Raw genomic sequence first — 19,525 nt, 5'->3', positions numbered from 1 at the left:
TAGGGGCCTTTGTTCGAACGGTGCGAGAAGGGAACTGCGCTGGCTTAGGCGGTGGCGCGTTGCTGCGGGGCGGCCACTTCGGCCAGGACGCGCGTGAGCACGACGTCCGGCGTGGCGCCAGAGAACTCTGCCTCAGGATCCATCACCAAACGGTGCGTCCACACCACTGGAGCGAGCTCCTTGATGTCGTCCGGAAGCACAAAGTTCCGGCCCTGTCCCGCTGCCCATACCTTGGCCGCACGGACCATGGCCAGGGCTCCACGCACCGAAACGCCGAGGCGGGTTTCGGAGGCGTTACGGGTCTCCTCGCACAGCCGGGAAATGTACTCAAGCACTGCGGTATCCACGTGCGTGGTGGCGGCGAGATCCGCCATGTCGGCCACGGCCTGCGTCGTGATCAACGGCGTCAGATCCTTCGACCGGTCCTTCAGGTTGGCCCCGCCCAGCAGCCGGACGGTGGAGGCGTGGTCCGGGTAGCCAATGGAGGTCTTGATAAGGAAGCGGTCCAGCTGGGCTTCCGGAAGCCGGTAGGTACCAGCTTGCTCGATGGGGTTCTGGGTGGCCAGGACCATGAACGGGCGGCCTGCCTCGTAGGTGGTGCCATCCACGGTCACCCGGGACTCCTCCATGACTTCCAGCAGCGCAGACTGCGTCTTCGGGGAAGCACGGTTGATTTCGTCGGCGAGAACGATGTTGTTGAAGACCGGTCCCTTGTGGAACTCGAACTTCTGCGTCTTCTGGTCGTAGATGGTCACACCCGTGACATCCGAGGGCAGGAGGTCGGGGGTGAACTGGATGCGGTTGTGTGAACCCTGCACCGTGGCAGCCAAAGCACGGGCCAGGGAGGTCTTGCCCGTGCCGGGTGCATCTTCAAAGAGGACATGCCCCTCAGCCAGCATCGCAGTGAACGTCAGCCGGATGACGTGTTCCTTGCCCAGGACGGCTTGGCCCACGTTGGCAACGAGCTTCTCGAACGTTTCTGCAAACCACGCGGCCTGCTCGTTTGTCATGGTCATCGGTTGATCCTGTTCCTTGTGTTGGGGTGTTGGGATGAAGTTGTTGTTGGTGCCGGCCGGACGTGGCTAGCAACCGCCGGGCTTGGTTCCGCGCAGATCCACGGTGGTGGACTTCACGAACCAGCCGGGGTGGCTGCCCTGGGTGACGCGGTACCAGGGAGTGCCGTTGTTGTAGATGTCCTTGGTGCAGTTGACGTTCAACCACCCTTCGGAGTTGGAGACCCAGCCAACGCCGCAGCTCGGGCCGCTCGGGTTGTAGGTATCGGCCTGTCCGGGCTTACCGGGGCACGTGTTGTTGTGGGCCCTGATCTCGCCTGCCGGAGGCTGCGGGGGCGGCGGCGCATCGCCACTGCGCGAGGTGTCGCTGCCAACCCGTCCTGCCTGCCCGCCGCTGACGGCACGGACCCGCAGGGTCACCGTCTGGTTGTAGCCGACACTCGTGGAGAAGCTCCGCTGGCCCGTGTCCTGCCAGGCTCCGTTGTCAACACTGTACTGGTAGCCCGTCACCGGACGGCCGTTGCCGTTCGGGGCGTTCCAGGTCCACGACACCGTCTTGTCACCCACGCCGCTGCTCTTGCTGCCGGTAACGGTCGGAGCGTAGGCAAGGCCGTAAGGATTCACAGTGTTCGACGCCGGGCTGCGATCACCGGGCGTGGGGTTGCGGGAGGAGATCGCCCAAACCACCACGGCGGTGTCTGTACCGTTGGGTGCTGCCACCACGCCGCCGCCGGCGGGAATGGCACCGCTGCCGCCGCCTGAGGTCAGCGCATATCGGTAACTGATCTCGTTGGCGTTGGCACCGTTGCGTTCTGACGCGGAGAGCGGGTTGAACGCGACGCGGATCTTGCCGCCGTCGGCGTTGGTTTCCACCAGCGCCGCCGACGGCGCGCCCACCATTCCGGGCTTGCCTGCAGCACGGATGGCATTGGACTGCTGGCTCACGCCACTGACGCCTGCCTTGTTCGTGGCCGAGACAGTGAACGAATAGTCGGCTTCGGAGTTGTCAACGGTCACGTTCTGGGAAGTCGCTGCTACAGCCTGCGAACCCACGACGGCGCCACCACGGTACGTGGTCAAGGTGTAGCTGGACACGGCGTCGCCGTTGTTGTTCGGCGCCGCCCAGCTGACCTGCAACTGGCTCTGGCTGCCGACCGATCCTGCGCCGGCCACCGACGGAGCGGCAGGTGTCGCGGGGACACCGGCCGGGGTCTCCGCAGCAGAGTAGGTACTCCACTCGGAAGGCTCCTTGGCGTCGTTGCGGGCCAGGACCCGGACCTTGTAGGCCACGCCGTTGGTCAGGCCCGTCCAGACGTGGCTGTTGCCCGTCAGGTTCTGGATCTGGGGATTCTGTCCTGCCGGGGCCGGGGAAATCTCAAGGTCATACGACTTGATGGGCGAACCCTTGCTGCCGGGGGGAACCCAGGCAACCGACAATTGCTTGTCGCCGAACTTCAGCGTTGGAGCAACCGGCGTGTCCGGTTTCACGTCCGGCCGGACCTCGGCCGAGACCGGGGAGCGCTCGGATTCGTTGATGGCGTTCGTGGCAGTGACCGCAAAGTGGTATTTCACGTTGTTGGTCAGGCCGGTCAAGGTGCACGTGTTGGCCGGGCAATCCTGTTTGAAGCCGTTCTCGCCATAGACCGTGTATTTGGTGATGGGTGAGCCGCGGTCTGCAGGGGCGTTCCACGTGAGCAACGCTGTCTGGTCACCGACGCTTTGAGCCAAGGGTGTGGTGGGCGCCGCTGGTTTGTCCTTGACGGTCAAGCGGATACGCGCTGTGGCGTAGCGGGAAATTTCGCCCGTCTTGTCCTGCACTGTGTAGGCAACCACCATGGTCCCTGTGAAGCCGCCGGCAGGCGTCACGGTCACACTGTCGCCGCCGGCCTCGGCAGTTCCCTGCCCCGTCTCCGTGACCGCCGAGACTATCTTCAGCGGGGTGTCCGGGAACGGATTCGAATCATTGGCCAGCACGTTCACGGTGACAGGCTTCCCGGACTGTGCATCCGGTTCAGCGTCATCGTTGGCAACAGGCTTGGGACGGTTGGACGCCGAGAGCGCGAGCTTGTAGGTAGCAACAGCTTCCAGGCCACGAGGGTCCTTGGCCTTCACCTGGACAGTGCCGGACTGCCCGATCTGCACGGAGTCATCCGCGGAGACCTTCAGGGTTTTGCCGTCCACCGACACCTTGAAGCCACTCGTGGCAGAACCAGTGAGCTCGTACTTCATGTTCTGGACATCGTCGGAGTCAGGATCCGATGTCAGCTTCCCAAGATCCAGGCTTGCGGAATCACCCTTGGGAACTTCCACATCGCTGCCCAGGAGGACAGGCGGGTTGTTCTTGTTGGGATCAGGCAGGACCTTGGTGCGGATGCTCAGGGTGGACTTCAAGCCATTGGGGTCGTCCGGCCCGGTTCCGTCTGTAACTTCGAAGCTGATGGAGCCAGGACCCACGTATTCGGCTCCAGCAGTGTATTTCAGGCCGGTACCACCGTTGGCCACGGGATCAGCGCCGTCGGCGCCGATGAGCTTGATGCGGTCAGTCTGCGTCAGCCGTGGCGAGCGGCCCTCACGGACCTTCACCCATTCGGCCAGGTCAACGGTCACCGACTGGCCCGAAACGAGTTCAATGACCTCGTCCTTGGCGAGCGTCGGAACCTGCTGGCCGATGCCGGGAACCCAGATGATGGCCGTGGATTTCTGTCCGTCCACGTCCTCCACGGTGTAGGGCACCAACTGCGGCTGCTCGGTGAGTTCGACGATCACATTGCCCTCGGGACCCGGGCGCGCGGTTGTCACGTCGGTGCTGATCTTCAGGTTCTCCCCCACTCCGTCGGGGTCCTCGTCGTTCTTCAGGACCGGAACATCCACGGCGGTCTTGCCCAGTGTCTGGGCTGATGTCACCCGGTCGTCGCGGGCGATCGGTGCCTGGAGCGGAATGTCGTTCTTCACCACCACGCGGATGCTGGCTTGTCCCACTGCGTCACGGTCATCGGCCACGGAGTAGCGGACGTTGACGGTGCCTTCAGCGGCGGGCGCGGTAACCAGTATGCGGCCGCTGGTCTTGCTGACATGGGCGTCGAGGCCCGCATCGGCTTCAATGCTGTCCGTGAGGATACGGATGATGTCACCGTCGGGATCGGTGTCGTTGGCAGTGGCATCAACGGCGATCTGCCGACCGGGGCGAACCTTGACCTCGTCATCGACGGGAGCCGGTTTCTGGTTGTTCTCCCCCCGGGGCGCGACGCCGACCGTGACGGTTCCGGTGTTGACCGCACCCTGCCGGTCAATCACTTTGTACCGGAACGTGTCCGTTCCTGCACCGTCACCAGCGGCGACGAAATCGATGAAGCTGCTTCCCGCCGTCGCGGTTCCCATGGTGGGTGTGCTGTCGATGCCGGTGAGCTGCACCGAGTCGCCGTCGGGATCGATGCCGTCCAGCGGGACCGGGATCCGGACGCTGCCTCCGGCCACGACGCGAGCGGTCAGGTTCTGCGGCTGCGGGCGCGAGTTCTGGGTGCCTTCCAGGGGAAGGATGTGGATGGTTACCGCGGCAGCACTCTTCTGGCCCTGCGGGTCCACTGCGTTATAGATGGCGCGCACCGTTTTCGGTGTGGGTCCGGCGATGAAGCGCAGGGTCTTCTCGGAAATGAAGGCCTTGCCGTCTTCTTCGGGAATGCCCTGGGCCAGGACGGGGTCCACGGAGAGCTCTTCGCCCTGCGGGTGCGTGTCGTTGTCCAGGACCGGAATGGTGACGACGTCGTTCACCCGCACGTTCACTTCGTCCGGTTTCGGTTGGGGAGCTTCGACGACGGCGGGAGCCGGCACCGGGACGACGCCCACCGTTCCGGTCGCTGAGGTGCGTCCGTTGGACATGGTGTAGCTGAAGACGAAGGGGTCCTTGGCACCGAGGACATCGGTGACACGCAGGACACTGTGGTCAATGACGCTGACCGAGGCGGACGAGCCGTCCGGAACCGTCACTGACTGCAGGACCAGTACTCCCCCGGAAGGATCGGAGTCGTTGGCCAAGGGGTCCACCAGGACGCTGCCTCCAACGGGAAGCAAGGCAACGTCATGGACGGCAACGGGAGCTCCTGCGTCCTTGCCGGACTCGACATCGACGCGGATGAGGCCCTGGCTGCTCTGCGGCCCGTTGCTGGCGATGTACGTCAGGTAGATCGGACCCGGCGTGGTGCTCCGGAAGGTGAAAGTGCCGCCGTCGGTCACCGGTCCCAGCTCAGCGGGCCCGGCCGCCTCAACGTGGGCAACGCGCAATGCGCCGCCGTTGGGATCGACGTCGTTCTTCAACGGCGCAATGACGAGGTCTTGCCCCACAACGGCTGTGACGTGGTCGGCGTTGACCACGGGTGCCAGCGCGCCCGGGGGCTGTACGTTGACGACGATACGGCCCGTGGTGGTGGCCCTGCCATCCCACACGGTGATGGTGACGTTCTTCTTGCCCGGTGCTGCGCCGGAATCCTGGTAGGTGAGCAGGCCATCGCGGCGAACCTTCACCTGGTCCTGGTCGTTGTCCGTCTTGGCATCGAGCAGGACGAGGTCGTCACCGTCGGGATCCATCCAATCGGTGAGGATGTTCTGGCTGACGGACTTTCCCTGCTCCACGAGCATGGTGGTGGGCTCGCCCCGCTTGAAGAAGGGAGGCTTGTTCTCTTCGGGAGCCACCACATGGAGGGTGACCTTGCCACCGGCCGACAAACTCCGTCCGTCTGCGGCGTTGTAGTCGAAGACTTCCGTTCCCGGTTTGGCATCCGCGGGAACTTTGATCTGGAAAGCGGAGCCCCCGTAGATGTTTTCCAGCGTCCCCATCTTGGGGCCGTTGGGACCCACCGAAGCGGTGAGGACGTCGCCGTCGGGGTCTGAATCGTTGTCCAGCACGCTCAAAATGGAGGTCCGGCCCGGCCTGACGCCGAATTCGTCCGGCTTGGTCTCCGGCGGTCGGTTTGGCTTGGTGCGGTCCGGGAGGACGTTGATGGTGTTGTTGTCCGCGGACTCCTGGTCCTGGTCATCGGACTGGTTCTTGGGCGGGACAACGTCGTCCCAGTTGTTGACCAGCTGCATGTTCTGGTTGACCAGCCATACGCTGCCGGAGTTCACGTCGTTAAGCACCACGAGGTCGCGGTTAACGCGGAACACATAGCTCGGGGAAGCGCTGGCTTTGGGGACGTCGTTCTTCTTGTCGTCGGCGTCGTTCTCGCAGTCGCGGACGTACTTGTTGGCGCCGGACCAGGCGGCGTGGACACACTTGCTGACCTGGACCGGGGCAGCCGGAACTCCCTCGCCGTCGGCGTTGACTGTTGCGGCCGTGGATCCGTCCAGGGGCTGCTTCAGGAGGGCTTTGCGGGTCGCGATGGCGACGTAGCTGCTCTCCCCGCTGGTCTGCTGGAGTTTGGCTTCGCGGGCATCCTGGAGTTGGAGCTTGCGGCCACCGGGAAGGAAAAGGTTTCCGGAGGCGGCATCGAGGACAACGGGTTTGTCTCCCACTACCGAGATTTGAAGATCGCCTGCGCCCTTGAGCTCGTCCACCTTGGTGACTTCGGAGTTGGTCCGCTGGCCGTCCGCGTCCACGGTGATGGCCGTGATCTCGCCCTTGCCTGGGTCGGCGGTGTAGATGCGGTTATCCGCGCCGACTGCGGAGACGATGCCTTGATCGCCGGTCAGGACGGGTTCGGTGCCTTCCTCGTCGAAGCCGTTGACCGTGGACGGAGAAAGTGCCCACACCTTGCCACGGGCAGGATCGGTCACGGACAGGACCGTGGAACCATAGCTGACTTGCGACGACGACGGCAGCTGCTTATCGCCGCCAAGCTTCAGGTTGGCGGCGGACACCTGGTTGATGGTGGAACCGGACTCGTCATCGACGAAGACGTTGCCGTCGTGCTGCAGGACGTCGAACGTGGTGGTGGCAGGCGTTACGGCGCCATCGAGGACGCGGGACGGGTAGTTCAGCCGCCCCACAGCGTTCTTGGTTTTGCTCACAACCCACACGCCGCCGTCGTTCAAGTCCACCTCGGTGGTCTTGAAACCCGGGTACAGAACGGCACCCGCGACCAGCACAGCCCCTGCTGCAGTGGCAGCGGTGCCCGCTATGAATTTCTTGTTTTGACGCTTTTTCAGCCCCAGCTTGCCGAAGAAAGTTGTCACAGCCCCAGAATTCCCTTTGTTTGCAGCCGCCCCCCAGTGGCTTCCAAGCCATCCGGCAGGTGCCGGCAGCCGTACAATCCGCAGTACCCCCGAACGGCGGCGGAATTTTCAGTCCCTAAGACTATCCCACGCGCCCCACGGCCAGCCAAGGAAACCCGAGACCGGGCTATCCATTGGCTTTGACAGCGTACTGTCTTGGAGCCGTGAAGCGCGATGGGGACAACTGCCCCGCGCCGCGGTGCTGATGGCCTCAACATTGCGGTATCTGGTGGGGTCCGGGATCGCCCAGGGTGGTGTTGCCCTGCGCAATGAAGCGTCCGGCATTGGGACCGCTGGTCAGCCGGTACCACGCCGCGTAGTTCAGGTACGGGGTACTGCGGTTGATGTAGCAATTGACCGTAAAGGAACCGTTTGACTCGTACTGCCACGGGGTGCCGTAGACCACGCCGTCACAGCGGTGGCCCGGCGTGTTCGGGTCCCAGGACGTCTGTCCCGATGCCGCCGTGTCCGTACAGGTACGGAAACTGCCGGCCGGCAGCGTAGCGTCCCACGACGTCTTCTGCGGACCGCTCTGGGCACTGGCCGAAGCCACGGCTCCACCTTGGCCCACCGAGTTGAAGGTCTGGACCTCAATGGTCCGGGTCTGGTTGTAGCCGCCCGTGTTCACAACCCGGCTGCCGGAGGCGGATTCGTTGATCCACCCGGTGTCCGTTCCCCCGCCGGTGATCCTGATCTTGGTCGCGGCGACGTCGTTGCTGCCCGTGGAAGGCGAGGACCAGTTAAGGGTCAGCGTGGTTTGGTTCTGGCCACCGTTGGCACCGGACGCCGAGGGGGTGCCTGGCGAACCATACGGTGTGGTGGTGGCGGGTGCACTGGGATTGGAGCTTGGGGCCACCGTGGACACGGCATTGACCGTGATGGTGGTGGCCTGCCCATTGGTGAAGCCGCTCACCGTCTGCCCTGGGCTGATAGGACCCGACTGTCCGGTACTGGCGACGTAGCGGTAGCTCACTTCGCTTTGGCTGGACCCATTGCGTTGACTTTGGTCGAGAACGGTGAAGTTGATGGTCACCGCACGACCTGCTCCCCCGGTGTTGGCCGGGGTTGCCGACACGTTGTTGACGGTGCCGAGCATGCCCGTGGCACGCCGGGGAGCGGAAGGCGCACTAACGCTTCCCTTTCCGGCCTTGTTCTCCGCTTGAACAGTGAATGTGTAGCCCTTTTCGTCGTTCTGTGCGGTGAAGACTGCGGAGCGGACGTTGCCTGGGATCGTTTGCGTCTGGGGCACCCCATTGCCACCACTCATGGTGACGTAGTACGCCTTGATGGGATCACCATTGACATCCGGTTCAGTCCAATCGGCGCGGATCTGGTTTTGGGCTCCCACGGACTGCACCACAGCGGTAGTGGGAGCCGCCGGTGCCCCCGGGAGGCCTGCGGGGTTGTCCTCAACGGAATACATGCCCCAATCGGAGGGCCCGAGCTCATTGACCGCTTGGGCACGCACCTTGTACTTCACACCATTGGTCAGTCCCGGCCAGGTGTATGTGAGTCCGGTGACCTCGTTCTTCACGGCAATGCCGTTGGCCGGAGGCGGTGAAATTTCCAGGTTGTAGTGCTTCACCGGCGACCCCTCCGTCTTGGCAGGGGTCCAGGTGATTGCCATGTTCTTGTCCCCGGCCTTGACCGTGGGGGCATCCGGGGGCGAGGGCTTCTCATCGGGCCGGATTTCGTTGGACGCCGTGGATGCCGGCGAGTCGCCTACCTCGTTCGTGGCGTAAACGGTGAACACGTACTTCACGTTATTGGTCAGTCCGGACAGCGTGCAGGTGGTGGTCGGGCATACCTGCTCGAAACCTGCCGCCTTCACGGTGTATTTGGTGATGGCTGCGCCATTGTCCGACGGCGGCGTCCACTTGAGGACGGCAGTCCGGCTCCTGACGTCGGTCGCTACGGGGGCGGACGGAGCATCGGGCTTGTCCCGCACTGTGATGCGGACACGGCCGGTTGCTTGCCTGGAAGGGTCCCTGGTCTTGTCCAGCACCGTGTACCGGACCACCATGACACCCTTGAAACCATCGGCCGGGGTGACGGTGATCGACTCTCCTGACACCGTCGGCTGGCCGGCGGCGGACCCTGTCTCCACTGCCGCGTTTTCGATCGTCAATGGTGCGTCGTTGAAAGGATTGAAGTCGTTGGCGAGGACGTTCACTGTTTCCGAACGGCCCGCGTTGGCCTTCTCAACGGCGTCGTCGTTGGCAACCGGCCGCGGCCGGTTAGACGAGACGACGGTGGCGGTGACAGTTGCGCGCACCGCGTCGGAGCGGCCATCGGTGACCTTGAGCGGGAACGAGCCTACGGCCCCTGGATTGAGCGAGAGGTCCGGGGTGATCTTAAGGACGGTACCTTCCACTTTGGCCTGGAAACCTGCCGCTTGCTGGCCGTCGAGCTCGAACTTCAGGTTGCCTTGGTCCCTTTCGTCGACGTCCTTGGCCAGGTTGGCCAGTTCAACGTCCGTAGTCTCACCCTTGGGAGCTTCCACGGATGCTCCGCTAAAGGTCGGCGGGTGGTTGGCGTTGGGGTCCGGAATGACCTTGGTAAGGATGGTCAACGTGGACTTCAACCCTTGGGAGTCGTCCGGGCCGGAGCCGTCAGTGACCTCGAAGGTGATGGATCCGGGGCCAACGTAGTCGGCTTGGGCTGCGTACCGCAGCGCGTTTCCATCACCGGAGATGACGTTTGAGGGGTCCCCGCCTTGAACGCGGATCTTGTCCGCCACGGTGATGCGGGCTTGGCGGCCTTCCCGGACGCGGACATATTCCTGCAGCGCCAGCGTGACGTCCTTGCCGGACATCACTTCCACAGGTTCTGTTTTTGCCAGGGTCGGGTACTGGAGGCCCTGGCCTGGAATCCACATCACGGCGGTGGCTGACTGACCGTCCATGTCCGTGACGGTGTACGGGATCAGTTGCTCTTGCGGGACGAGGGTCACTACCACGTTGCCGGCGGTACCTACCCGTGCGTTTGGATTTCCATCCGGCAGTGAAATGGTGAGGTCCTCGGCGACGCCGTCGGGGTCGGAGTCGTTCTTCAATACCGGAACGTCGACGGCGGTCTTGCCCAACGTCTCAGCCAGTGTGACGCGGTCGTCCACAGCCACAGGAACGTGGAGGGCCGCCGTTGGACTTGTCTGGACCCTGACCACAGCGCTGGCTTCGGCCTTTTTGTCGTCCTGGATCCGGTAACTGATGCTCTCGGTTCCGGCAACGCCGGGTGCCGTCAGCAGGATCTTGCCGGAGGCAGCTTCCACCTGGAGATCAGGATTGGCTTCGAACGAATTGACCAAGCCGATGGGGTCGCCGTCCGGATCGGAGTCGTTCTTGAGGGCATCCACCGCAATGCGGCGCCCCGGCCGGACATCAATGGCGTCATCGACGGCGATCGGCTTTTGGTTGTTGGCCTCTGCCGGAGCGATCCCCACAATGACGGTGCCTGTGTTTTCGGCGCCGATGCGGTCCCGCACGCGGTAGCTGAAGGTATCCGTCCCGGCAGACTTGCCGCCGGCGGTGAACTCCATGTAGCCGTCCCGCACCACAGCCGTGCCCATCGCGGGTGCTTTGTCCACGCCGATGAGCTGGACGGAGTCGCCGTCGGCGTCAATGCCGTCCAGCGGGACCGGGATCTTGACGGTCATCCCGGCGACGACCCGTGCGGTCAGGTTCCGGGGCTCAGGGCGGGTGTTGGTGGCGTCATCCCTGGCGCGGATGCGTATGGTCACCTGCTGCGAGTCGGTCTGCCCCGAGGAGTTGCTGACCTTGTAGATCGCATACACCGTCTTGGGGACGTCGCCCGCAATGAAGCGCAGGTAATTGCCCGCGATGAACATCCGTCCGTCGGCCGCGTCCGGCTGCTGCGCCAGGACTGGATCGAGGGTCAGCTCACCGCCGTTGGGGTCGGAATCGTTCTCCAGGACGGGGATCGTGACCACATCGCCAACCCGTACTGAAACTTCGTCGGGCTTCGCCTGCGGTGCCTGCAGCTTGCTGGGGGCGGGGACCACCTGGACCGAGATGTCTCCGGTGGCGGAGGCCTTGCCATTCGAAATCGTGTACTTGAGGGAAAGTTGCCCCGTGGCATGGATATCGGTGATCTTGACCACCGAGTGGTCCAGCACCGCCACCGTGACTGGCAGGCCGTCCGCGGCTGTCACGGACTGGACAACCAGCACGCCGCCGGCCGGGTCCGAGTCGTTGCCAAGCACGTCCACCACTGTGCTGCCGCCGCTGGGAAGAAGGGCGATATCGCGCACCGCCACGGGCGCGCCGTCGTTGCTGCCGGACACGACGTCGACGCGCACCAGCTGCTGCGCGCTGGCAGGTCCGTTGGTGACCATGTAGGTGACGTAGTGCGGACCGACACTCGTGGAGTTGAACGAGAAGGTCTGCTGGTCCGGACCTATCACGGCCGTCGCCTGGTCATCCGCCTGCGCCTGAGCCAGGCGGAGCGTGCCTCCCTGTGGATCGGAGTCGTTCTTGAGGGGTGCAATAACCGTGTCCTGGCCGGCGACGGCCACCACGTGGTCGGCGTTGGCAATGGGTGGCAGGGCTCCCGGCGCACGGACATCCACGCTGATCCGCCCCTCGGAGCTCAACGTGCCATCGGAGACCGTCACGGAAATCGTCTTCTTCCCCGGACCGGCCCCCGAGTCCTGGAACGTCAAAAGCCCGTCGGGCCTGATCCGCACCTGGTCCGCGGGATCGCTGCTGCTGGCCGCCACGGCGAACAGGTCATCGCCGTCGGGGTCGATCCAGTCACTGAGGATGTACTGGTTGGCGATCTTTCCGGCCTGCACCACCAAGGCGTTGTTCCGGTTGGGCTTCTGCTGCGGTGCGGCGTTCTCACCGGGGGGAACGATCCTGAGATCCACAGTGGTCGAGGCAGTCCCTCCTCGGCCGTCATCCACGGAGTACTTGAACGATTCGCTCCCGGACTGATCGGCAGGAACCGTGATCTGGAAACCCGTGCCGCCGTAAACGGGGGCCAACGCCCCTGATTTGAGCACCTGGTCGGCCGAGACGGTCAGGACATCGCCGTCGGAGTCGGCGTCGTTGTCAAGCACGGGCAGGAGCGTTGTCTTACCCGCCCGCACGCCAAAAGCGTCCGGCTTCGCGACAGGTGGAGTGTTCGGTTTGCTGCGGTCCGGAAGGACTGTCTGCTGGACTTCGTCCGCGGAGTCCTTGTCGGCGTCGTCGGATGTTTGCTGGGGTGGGATGACGTCGTCCCAGTTGTTGACCAGCTGCATGTTCTGGTTGACCATCCAGACGTTGCCGGAGTTGACGTCGTTCAGTACCACGAGGTCCCGGTTGACCCGGAAAACGTACGACGGCGACGCACTCGCCTTGGGGACGTCGGCGCGGCGGTTGTCAGCCTCGTTCGTGCACTCGCGCAGGTACTTGTTGGCCCCGGACCAGGCCGCGTAGGTGCAGGAGCCCAGATGGACAGGCGCTGCGGGCACGCCTTCGCCGTCAGCTCGGATGGTTTTGGCTGTGCCGCCGTCCAAGGGCTGCAGCAACAGTGCCTTCTTGGTGGCGATGGCCACGAAGTCCGCGGCAGTCCCGCTCTGTTGGAGCTTGGCGTCACGGGCGTCGTCCAAGTGGACGGTGGCTCCGCCCGGCAGGACGATGTTTCCTGTGGCCTCGTTGAGGACCACAGCTTTGTCCCCCACCGCGGTCAGCTGGAGGTCGCCGGCGCCCTTCAGCGCATCATCCTTGCGGACCTGGGAATCCACCGACTGGCCGTTGGCATCGACTTTGGTGGCCGTCAGGCTGCCGGTCTCCGGATCCACGGTGTGGATGGTGTCATCGGTGCCAACGACGGACACGATGCCGGTGGACTGTTCCAGGACGGGCTCGGCCTCGTCACTGAATCCGCCGACCGAACCGGCTGTGAGCGCCCAGACTTTGCCCTTGGAGGGATCGGTGACGGCCAGGACCTTGTTGCCGAGGCTTACAGCTGCCGACCCCGGGAGCTTTTGGTCTCCGCCCAGGCGCATGTTGGCGGCGCTGACGGGGTTGATGGTGGCGCCGTCGGCATCATCAATGAACACGTCACTGGCCTGCTGAAGGATGTCGAAGTCCTTGCTGGCCGGAGTGACGGCACCATCCAGGGACTTGGACGGATAGTTGAGCCGGCCGGCGGCATTCTTGGACTTGCTGACTACCCAGACACCGCCGTCGTTCAGGTCCACTTCAGTGGTCTTGAACCCGGGGTAGAGAATGGCACCCGTCACGAGCACTGCTGCGGCGGCCGTGAAGGCGGTAGCCGTGATAACCCTCCGCCGCCGGATCTTGCCACGACGATTCCCGGACCCATTGGTCAGAGTCATCCAAATTCCCCACTTTTAGGCAGCCAGCACCGAACCCCGGGCCATCACAACACAAACAAGCTAAGAGTACCGGGTTAATCCATCGATTAGCCAAGAGTGCGCAACATGGGCTGCCAGGAACGCAACAGTCCGTGGGGCCCGCCCATCGATCGGCGGGGAACGTCGGGCATTGCCCGGGAACGAACAGTCCTAGTCGAGAACCAGGCCCTTGCCACGGCCGCGGGCCAGCATGACCGGATGGATCTCGCCAAAGCCACGGACGTTCTCCGACTTCTGGGGCACCAGCACGAAGCGGTCGTCCTGGCCGAGGGCAGCTGCGGTCATGGCGTCCACCAGCACCGTCCCGGGCTGGGCGAGCGTCGTGAGGCGCGCGGCCAGGTTCACGGTGGGACCATAAATGTCGCCGAGCCGCGAAAGAATGCGTCCCCACACCATGGAAACCCGGCATTGGGGCAGGATCTCGTCCTCGGTAAAGGCCTGCGCCAAAGCAAGCGAGATCTCGGCCCCGGCGGCCGGGGTCTCGGCAATGTACAGCACTTCGTCGCCGACAGTCTTGACCAGTCGACCACCGCCAACGGAGATGATTTCGGCGCATTTGTTCTCGAAGCGCTGCACCAACTGGGCCAGCGTCTTCTCGTTCATCCGCCGGGAAAGGCTGGTGTAGGAGACGAGGTCCGCGAAGCCCACTGCGCGCGCCAAGGGCAACGGGGAATCGTCCTCGTCCCCTTCGCGGCCTTCCTCGCTGGCCTGCAAACCGGCTTCGGCCCGGACAGCGAGACGTTGGACGCCGGCGTTGAGCTGGCGTCGGTACGAATAGACGAGGATCTCTTCCAGGGAATCCACCAGTGACGGCAAGCGTCCCACCAGTTGCTTTCGCGCAACGGCATCCGGAATGCCCTGTTCGGACACCATGTCCTCGACCAACGCTTCGATCTGCCAGACCACCATGCGGTCTGTCATCTGGCCGATGGAGCGGGTCACGGAGATCGCGGCTTCTTCGGTCAGGATGCCGGCGCGCACCAGGTCCAGGATGCTGGACAGTGCAGCCTGGTCGCGCTCGGTGAACGCGACGTCCTCGTCATTGAAGTTCGGGAAACCCAGCGCGCGCCACACCTTACGGGCAGACAATATGGAAACGCCGGCACCAGCGGCCACTTCACGACGACGCAGCTTCCGTTCGCCGCCAAGAAGCTTTGCCTCCAGGGCCTTGATCGCCAGCCGCTCTGCCGACATCACGCCAGTGGGCGGGCCTGTAGGAACGGAGGCCTGGGATGGCCCGGCGGCTGTGTCATCGTCTGTGTCGTCGTCGTCCGTGCCGTCGTCGTCCGTGTCGTCTTCTTCCGTGTCGTCGTCCACTGAAGGTTCGGGTACGGCGTCGAACTCCTGGTCCAGGTCCTCGCCGGACTGCTGATCCTCAACGCTCATCTCATCCACCTTCTCTCAATTCCCACGGCAATTCTTCATAGTCCCCCAGCAGTTCACCCTCAAAAACCTCACCTTGCGGGAGTTCGTCCAACGCGTCAAGGATGAAGCCCCTGAATTTCCCCACCTCCGGGACATCTGCCAGCAGCGCTGTTCCGGAGTGCCCGGTATCCAAGGATATATTCCCTGAGTGCAATGTCCGTTGGAGCAGGCTCTGATGGACTTCCACATGGCGGATGGCCGCCAGGGAAATCTGCCAGTCGTTGCGCCTGAACATTCCGTATCTGGCAAGTATGCGTCGACTGGTGAGGGTGTATCTGATGGATCGCCATTTCAGTACCCGCTTGATGCTGTAGGCCAGCAGTAACCACGCCGCCAGCACCACGCACGCACCCACGAGCCACGGTGTCCACTCCGTTGATATGAAGGGCACCAGCCGCTGGGCGTTGCCCTTGATGACCCAGGCACAGGCATAGGCAGCGACGGCAGGAACCACAATGAAGGCCAGCACTGGAAAGAAGAGCGAGCGGGCCTGTTGACGCGTGATGGTGATGACCTGCTCCCCCGGAAGCAACTCTTTACGCATAACCGCTTTCTGTGGCGCGGAGGTGCACCACATCGCCGGCAGTTATGACGTGTTCCCGGCCACCGTGGTCCACCACCAGCAACGAACCATGCTCATCCAAGCGGGACGCGTGGCCGACCAGCTCGAGGTCGCCCGGCAGATGCGCGCGCACCTCCCGGCCCAAGGTGACCATGGCCGATTCGACCCGCTTATGCAAGGACGCTCCCCCGGCCAAACCGGCCGAAGGGTCACCCTCGGAGTTGCAGAAGCTGCGGTAAAGCCGGGCGAAACGCGACAGGTAGCTTTTCAGCAGCGTGGTGCGGTCCGTCGTCGTGGCTCCTTCCACGGCGAGCGATGTCGCAGTCGGTACGGGGAGCTCGTCCTCGGCGAGAGAGACATTCAGTCCCACCCCGAGGATCACCGCTGGGACAGATCCGTCCCCGAGAGGCGTCATCTGGGCAAGGATGCCGGCGATCTTCCGCCCGTTAACAAGGACATCATTCGGCCATTTGATGTCGGCCGGCAGCCCGGCCGTTTCCTGCAGGGCTTCGCGCAGGGCAACGGCTGCGAGAAGTGACAGCCACGAGTAGCTTTGGGTCGGAACGGGCATTCCTTGGGACGTCACGGGCCGCAGCACGATCGAAACTGAGACCGCAGAGCGCTCCGGGGCTTCCCAGTGCCGGTCCAGGCGTCCGCGTGCGGCCGTCTGGTGTTCGGCCGTCAGCACCGCGAGATCGGCCCACTTGCCCGGCTCTACCGTCACGGCCCGAACCAGGTCCGCGTTCGTGGACCCTGTGGAGTCGACAATCTTCAGTTGCGAGATGCCGGCGGAGGACAGGAAGTCCGGATCCAGCAGCGCCGCGCGGTCCAGTGCGGGCCGCTCCATGCCACTGGGCGGGTCAACTGCTTCGCTGCTGTCTGGCTGTTCGGCATCCATAGCTGAATCCTATCCAGTTGTGCCGTCCAGGAATGCCGGCGGCCCTGAAAAGAACCCGTGAAAACGCTTAGAGGAAGACGTCAGGCACCAGGCGGTCTTCCGGCGCACCGAGGCTGTAGGGGGAAAAGTCGGAGACGCCGGCCGCTCGCAGGACCTGCTCATCCGTATAGAAGTTGCCTGTGGCTCCGGACCCCGTCAGCACTGCATGCGCTGCGTCGGCCATGATTTCGGGGCCACGGGCTGCCTGCACCATTTGACGCCCACCGGGCATGTTGCGGATCGCGGCGGTGTCGATCAGGGTGCATGGCCACAACGAGTTGACCGATACGCCGTCGTCCTTCAATTCTTCCGCGAGGCCCAGGGTCGTCAGGCTCATCCCGTACTTGGCCATGGTGTAGGCCAGGTGCATCCCCGCCCACTTCGGGTCGAGGTTCAGTGGCGGGGACAACGTGAGGATGTGGCCGTGGCTGGATTCCCGTAGGGCAGGCAACGCCAGCTTGGACAACAGGAATGTTCCACGGACGTTGATGTCCTGCATGAGGTCGTACCGCTTCATGTCGACAGCATCGGTGCGGGACAAGTCGATGGCCGAGGCGTTGTTGACCACGACGTCGATGCCTCCGAAACGCTCGACGGCGGCTGTGACTGCCGCGGCGACGTCGTCGTCATTGCGGACGTCCCCCACCAGGGGCAGGGCCTGGCCGCCGGCAGCGATCAACTGCTCCGCAGCCGTAAAGACCGTACCCTCCAGTTTCGGGTGGGGATCGCCGGTCTTGGCCATCAGGACGATGTTTGCGCCGTCGCGGGCCGCGCGGGTGGCGATGGCCAGCCCGATGCCACGGCTTCCGCCTGACATCAGGATGGTCCGGTCCTTGAGCGAACCCGTGGCGACGTAGGGGCTGCCACTCGGGGAAAGTGTGCTGGAAGCGTCGTTGCTTGAACTCATGGGGACACTCTAACCCAACTATGTTACCGACGGGTAACATAGTGAAGGATTTGGCTACGACGCGGAAAATTGTAGGGTTTCTACAGCGGTTCGCGGCAAAGGCGTCACTAGACTGGCCTGCGGGGCCTGTTCTTTGTACGGAAGCTACTTAAGTGAGCTTCTGTCCGCACCCAGGACTGCGCCAGCGAATATCAGCTACAGAGCCGGAGACACTTGATGAGCCACGATCTGACAACGACAGCGGGAAAGATTGCCGACTTCCGCGACCGCCAGGCACGGGCAGAGCAGCCTTCCGGCCCGGAAGCGGTTGAGAAGCAGCACGCACGCGGCAAGAACACCGCCCGTGAGCGCATCGACCTCCTGGTTGACCCGGATTCCTTCGTTGAGTTCGACGCCCTTGCGGTCCACCGTTCCACAGCCTTCGGCATGGAAAAGAAGAAGCCGCTCGGTGATGGCGTGGTCTCCGGTTACGGAACCGTAGATGGCCGCCTGGTGGCCATCTACAGCCAGGACTTCAGCGTCTACGGCGGCTCGCTGAGCCAGGTCAACGGCGAGAAAATCGTCAAGGTCCAGGAATTCGCCCTCCGCAACGGCTGCCCGGTTGTCGGCATCAACGACGGCGGCGGCGCGCGCATCCAGGAAGGCGTGGCCTCACTGGCCATGTTCGCGGACATCTTCCGCAACAACGTCCATGCCTCCGGCGTGGTCCCCCAGATCTCCCTCATCATGGGCCCTTGCGCCGGCGGCGCAGCCTACTCCCCCGCCCTGACCGACTACGTGGTGATGGTGGACAAGACCTCGCACATGTTCATCACCGGCCCCGACGTCATCAAGACCGTCACCGGTGAAGACGTGGACATGGAAACCCTGGGTGGCGCGCGGCAGCACAACGCCACCACCGGTACCTCCACCTACCTGGCATCGGACGAGGCCGACGCGATCGAATTCGTGCGCGAACTCCTGGACTTCCTTCCGTCCAACAACCTCTCCGAAGCCCCGGTTGTTGAGCACGACCAGGAACTGGAACTCAACGACGACGACCTCGCCCTGGACTCGCTGATTCCGGACTCCGCCAACCAGCCCTACGACATGCGCAAGGTCATCGAGCAGATCGTGGACGATGCCCACTTCCTGGAGATGCAGTCGCTCTACGCGCCCAACGTGATCATTGGCTACGGCCGCGTCGAGGGACACACCGTGGGCATCGTCGCCAACCAGCCGATGCAGTTCGCCGGCACGCTGGACATCTCGGCCTCGGAAAAGGCGGCACGGTTCGTCCGCCATTGCGACGCCTTCAACGTCCCCATCATCACGCTGGTTGACGTCCCCGGCTTCCTGCCCGGCAAGGACCAGGAATTCCAGGGCATCATCCGCCGCGGCGCCAAGCTCCTCTACGCCTACGCCGAAGCCACGGTCCCCAAGCTCACCGTCATCACCCGCAAGGCCTACGGTGGCGCCTACATCGTGATGGGTTCCAAGAAGCTCGGAGCCGACCTCAACCTTGCCTGGCCCACGGCACAGATCGGCGTCATGGGCGCCCAGGGTGCCGTCAACATCCTCTACCGCCGCGATCTCGCTGCCGTCGCCGAGGCCGGTGGAGACGTAGAGGCCAAGCGCGCCGAGATCATCCAGGGCTACGAGGAAGAACTCCTCAATCCCTACCAGGCTGCACAGCTGGGCTACGTTGACGCAGTGATCGCCCCCTCGGACACCCGCCTGCAGATCATCCGCGGCCTGCGGGCCCTCCGCGACAAGCGCGCCAGCCTGCCCACCAAGAAGCACGGAAACATCCCGCTGTGACCGCACCCAAGCACCGCGCCGATTCCGCGCCGGACCAGTTGCCCGCCGAAGCAGCCGCCGAACCCCTGTTCTCAGTGGTCAAGGGCGAACCGACGCCCGAGGAACTCGCGGCGATTGCCGCCGTCGTGGTTTCCCTCAACGCTCCGCAGGAAGCGGCTCCAACCAAGCCGAACGTCCGGCACTGGGTCCGTCGCCAACAACTGCGCCTGGACCCCAGCCCGGGTCCCGGCGCGTGGCGGCGCAGCCGGGGGTAGTTTCCTACCGCCCAAGAGTTCAACAACCCTTTCACGTA

Annotated in this window: 9 protein-coding genes; 2 read left to right on the top strand and 7 right to left on the bottom strand. The window is 64.0% G+C overall.

What is annotated here, in order from left to right; all coding sequences use genetic code 11:
• Positions 1 to 44: 44 nt before the first annotated feature.
• The 7 genes from ACNAOU_RS07155 to ACNAOU_RS07125 all read right to left on the bottom strand — a co-directional run bounded on the left by ACNAOU_RS07155 (position 45) and on the right by ACNAOU_RS07125 (position 17,433).
• Positions 45 to 1,016 carry an AAA family ATPase gene (locus ACNAOU_RS07155; RefSeq protein WP_018777405.1) on the bottom strand — a complete coding sequence of 324 codons (972 nt, stop codon included), beginning with the start codon at positions 1,014 to 1,016 and terminating at the stop codon, positions 45 to 47.
• 66 nt (positions 1,017 to 1,082) lie between these two features.
• Complete coding sequence (locus ACNAOU_RS07150; protein ID WP_422758354.1) at positions 1,083 to 7,178, bottom strand: Ig-like domain-containing protein; 6,096 nt, start codon at positions 7,176 to 7,178, stop codon at positions 1,083 to 1,085.
• Between the two features lie 250 nt (positions 7,179 to 7,428).
• Positions 7,429 to 13,563, bottom strand: coding sequence for an Ig-like domain-containing protein (locus ACNAOU_RS07145; protein ID WP_422758353.1), 6,135 nt, complete (start codon positions 13,561 to 13,563; stop codon positions 7,429 to 7,431).
• Between the two features lie 189 nt (positions 13,564 to 13,752).
• Positions 13,753 to 14,988 (bottom strand): adenylate/guanylate cyclase domain-containing protein, encoded by a 1,236-nt coding sequence (locus tag ACNAOU_RS07140; RefSeq protein ID WP_189075854.1) that lies wholly within the window; start codon positions 14,986 to 14,988, stop codon positions 13,753 to 13,755.
• A 1-nt stretch (position 14,989) separates the two neighbouring features.
• Positions 14,990 to 15,571 carry a PH domain-containing protein gene (locus ACNAOU_RS07135; RefSeq protein ID WP_422758352.1) on the bottom strand — a complete coding sequence of 194 codons (582 nt, stop codon included), beginning with the start codon at positions 15,569 to 15,571 and terminating at the stop codon, positions 14,990 to 14,992.
• A complete protein-coding gene (locus ACNAOU_RS07130) occupies positions 15,564 to 16,487 on the bottom strand; it encodes a biotin--[acetyl-CoA-carboxylase] ligase (RefSeq protein ID WP_018777400.1) in 924 nt (307 codons plus the stop codon). Before ACNAOU_RS07130 ends, ACNAOU_RS07135 begins: the two co-directional genes overlap by 8 nt.
• Positions 16,488 to 16,554: 67 nt before the next feature.
• Entirely contained in the window at positions 16,555 to 17,433 is an 879-nt protein-coding gene (locus ACNAOU_RS07125; protein WP_422758351.1) for an SDR family oxidoreductase, read from the bottom strand.
• Between the two features lie 216 nt (positions 17,434 to 17,649).
• Between ACNAOU_RS07125 and ACNAOU_RS07120 the strand changes: the two genes are divergently transcribed.
• Positions 17,650 to 19,233, top strand: a complete 1,584-nt coding sequence (locus ACNAOU_RS07120) for an acyl-CoA carboxylase subunit beta (protein WP_018777398.1) — start codon at positions 17,650 to 17,652, stop codon at positions 19,231 to 19,233.
• Entirely contained in the window at positions 19,230 to 19,487 is a 258-nt protein-coding gene (locus ACNAOU_RS07115; RefSeq protein ID WP_039240403.1) for an acyl-CoA carboxylase subunit epsilon, read from the top strand. Before ACNAOU_RS07120 ends, ACNAOU_RS07115 begins: the two co-directional genes overlap by 4 nt.
• The last annotated feature ends 38 nt before the right edge of the window (positions 19,488 to 19,525 follow it).

Source organism: Paenarthrobacter sp. C1, assembly GCF_049315185.1.
Lineage (GTDB): Bacteria > Actinomycetota > Actinomycetes > Actinomycetales > Micrococcaceae > Arthrobacter > Arthrobacter nicotinovorans.
This window is presented reverse-complemented; position numbering and strand designations above follow the sequence as displayed.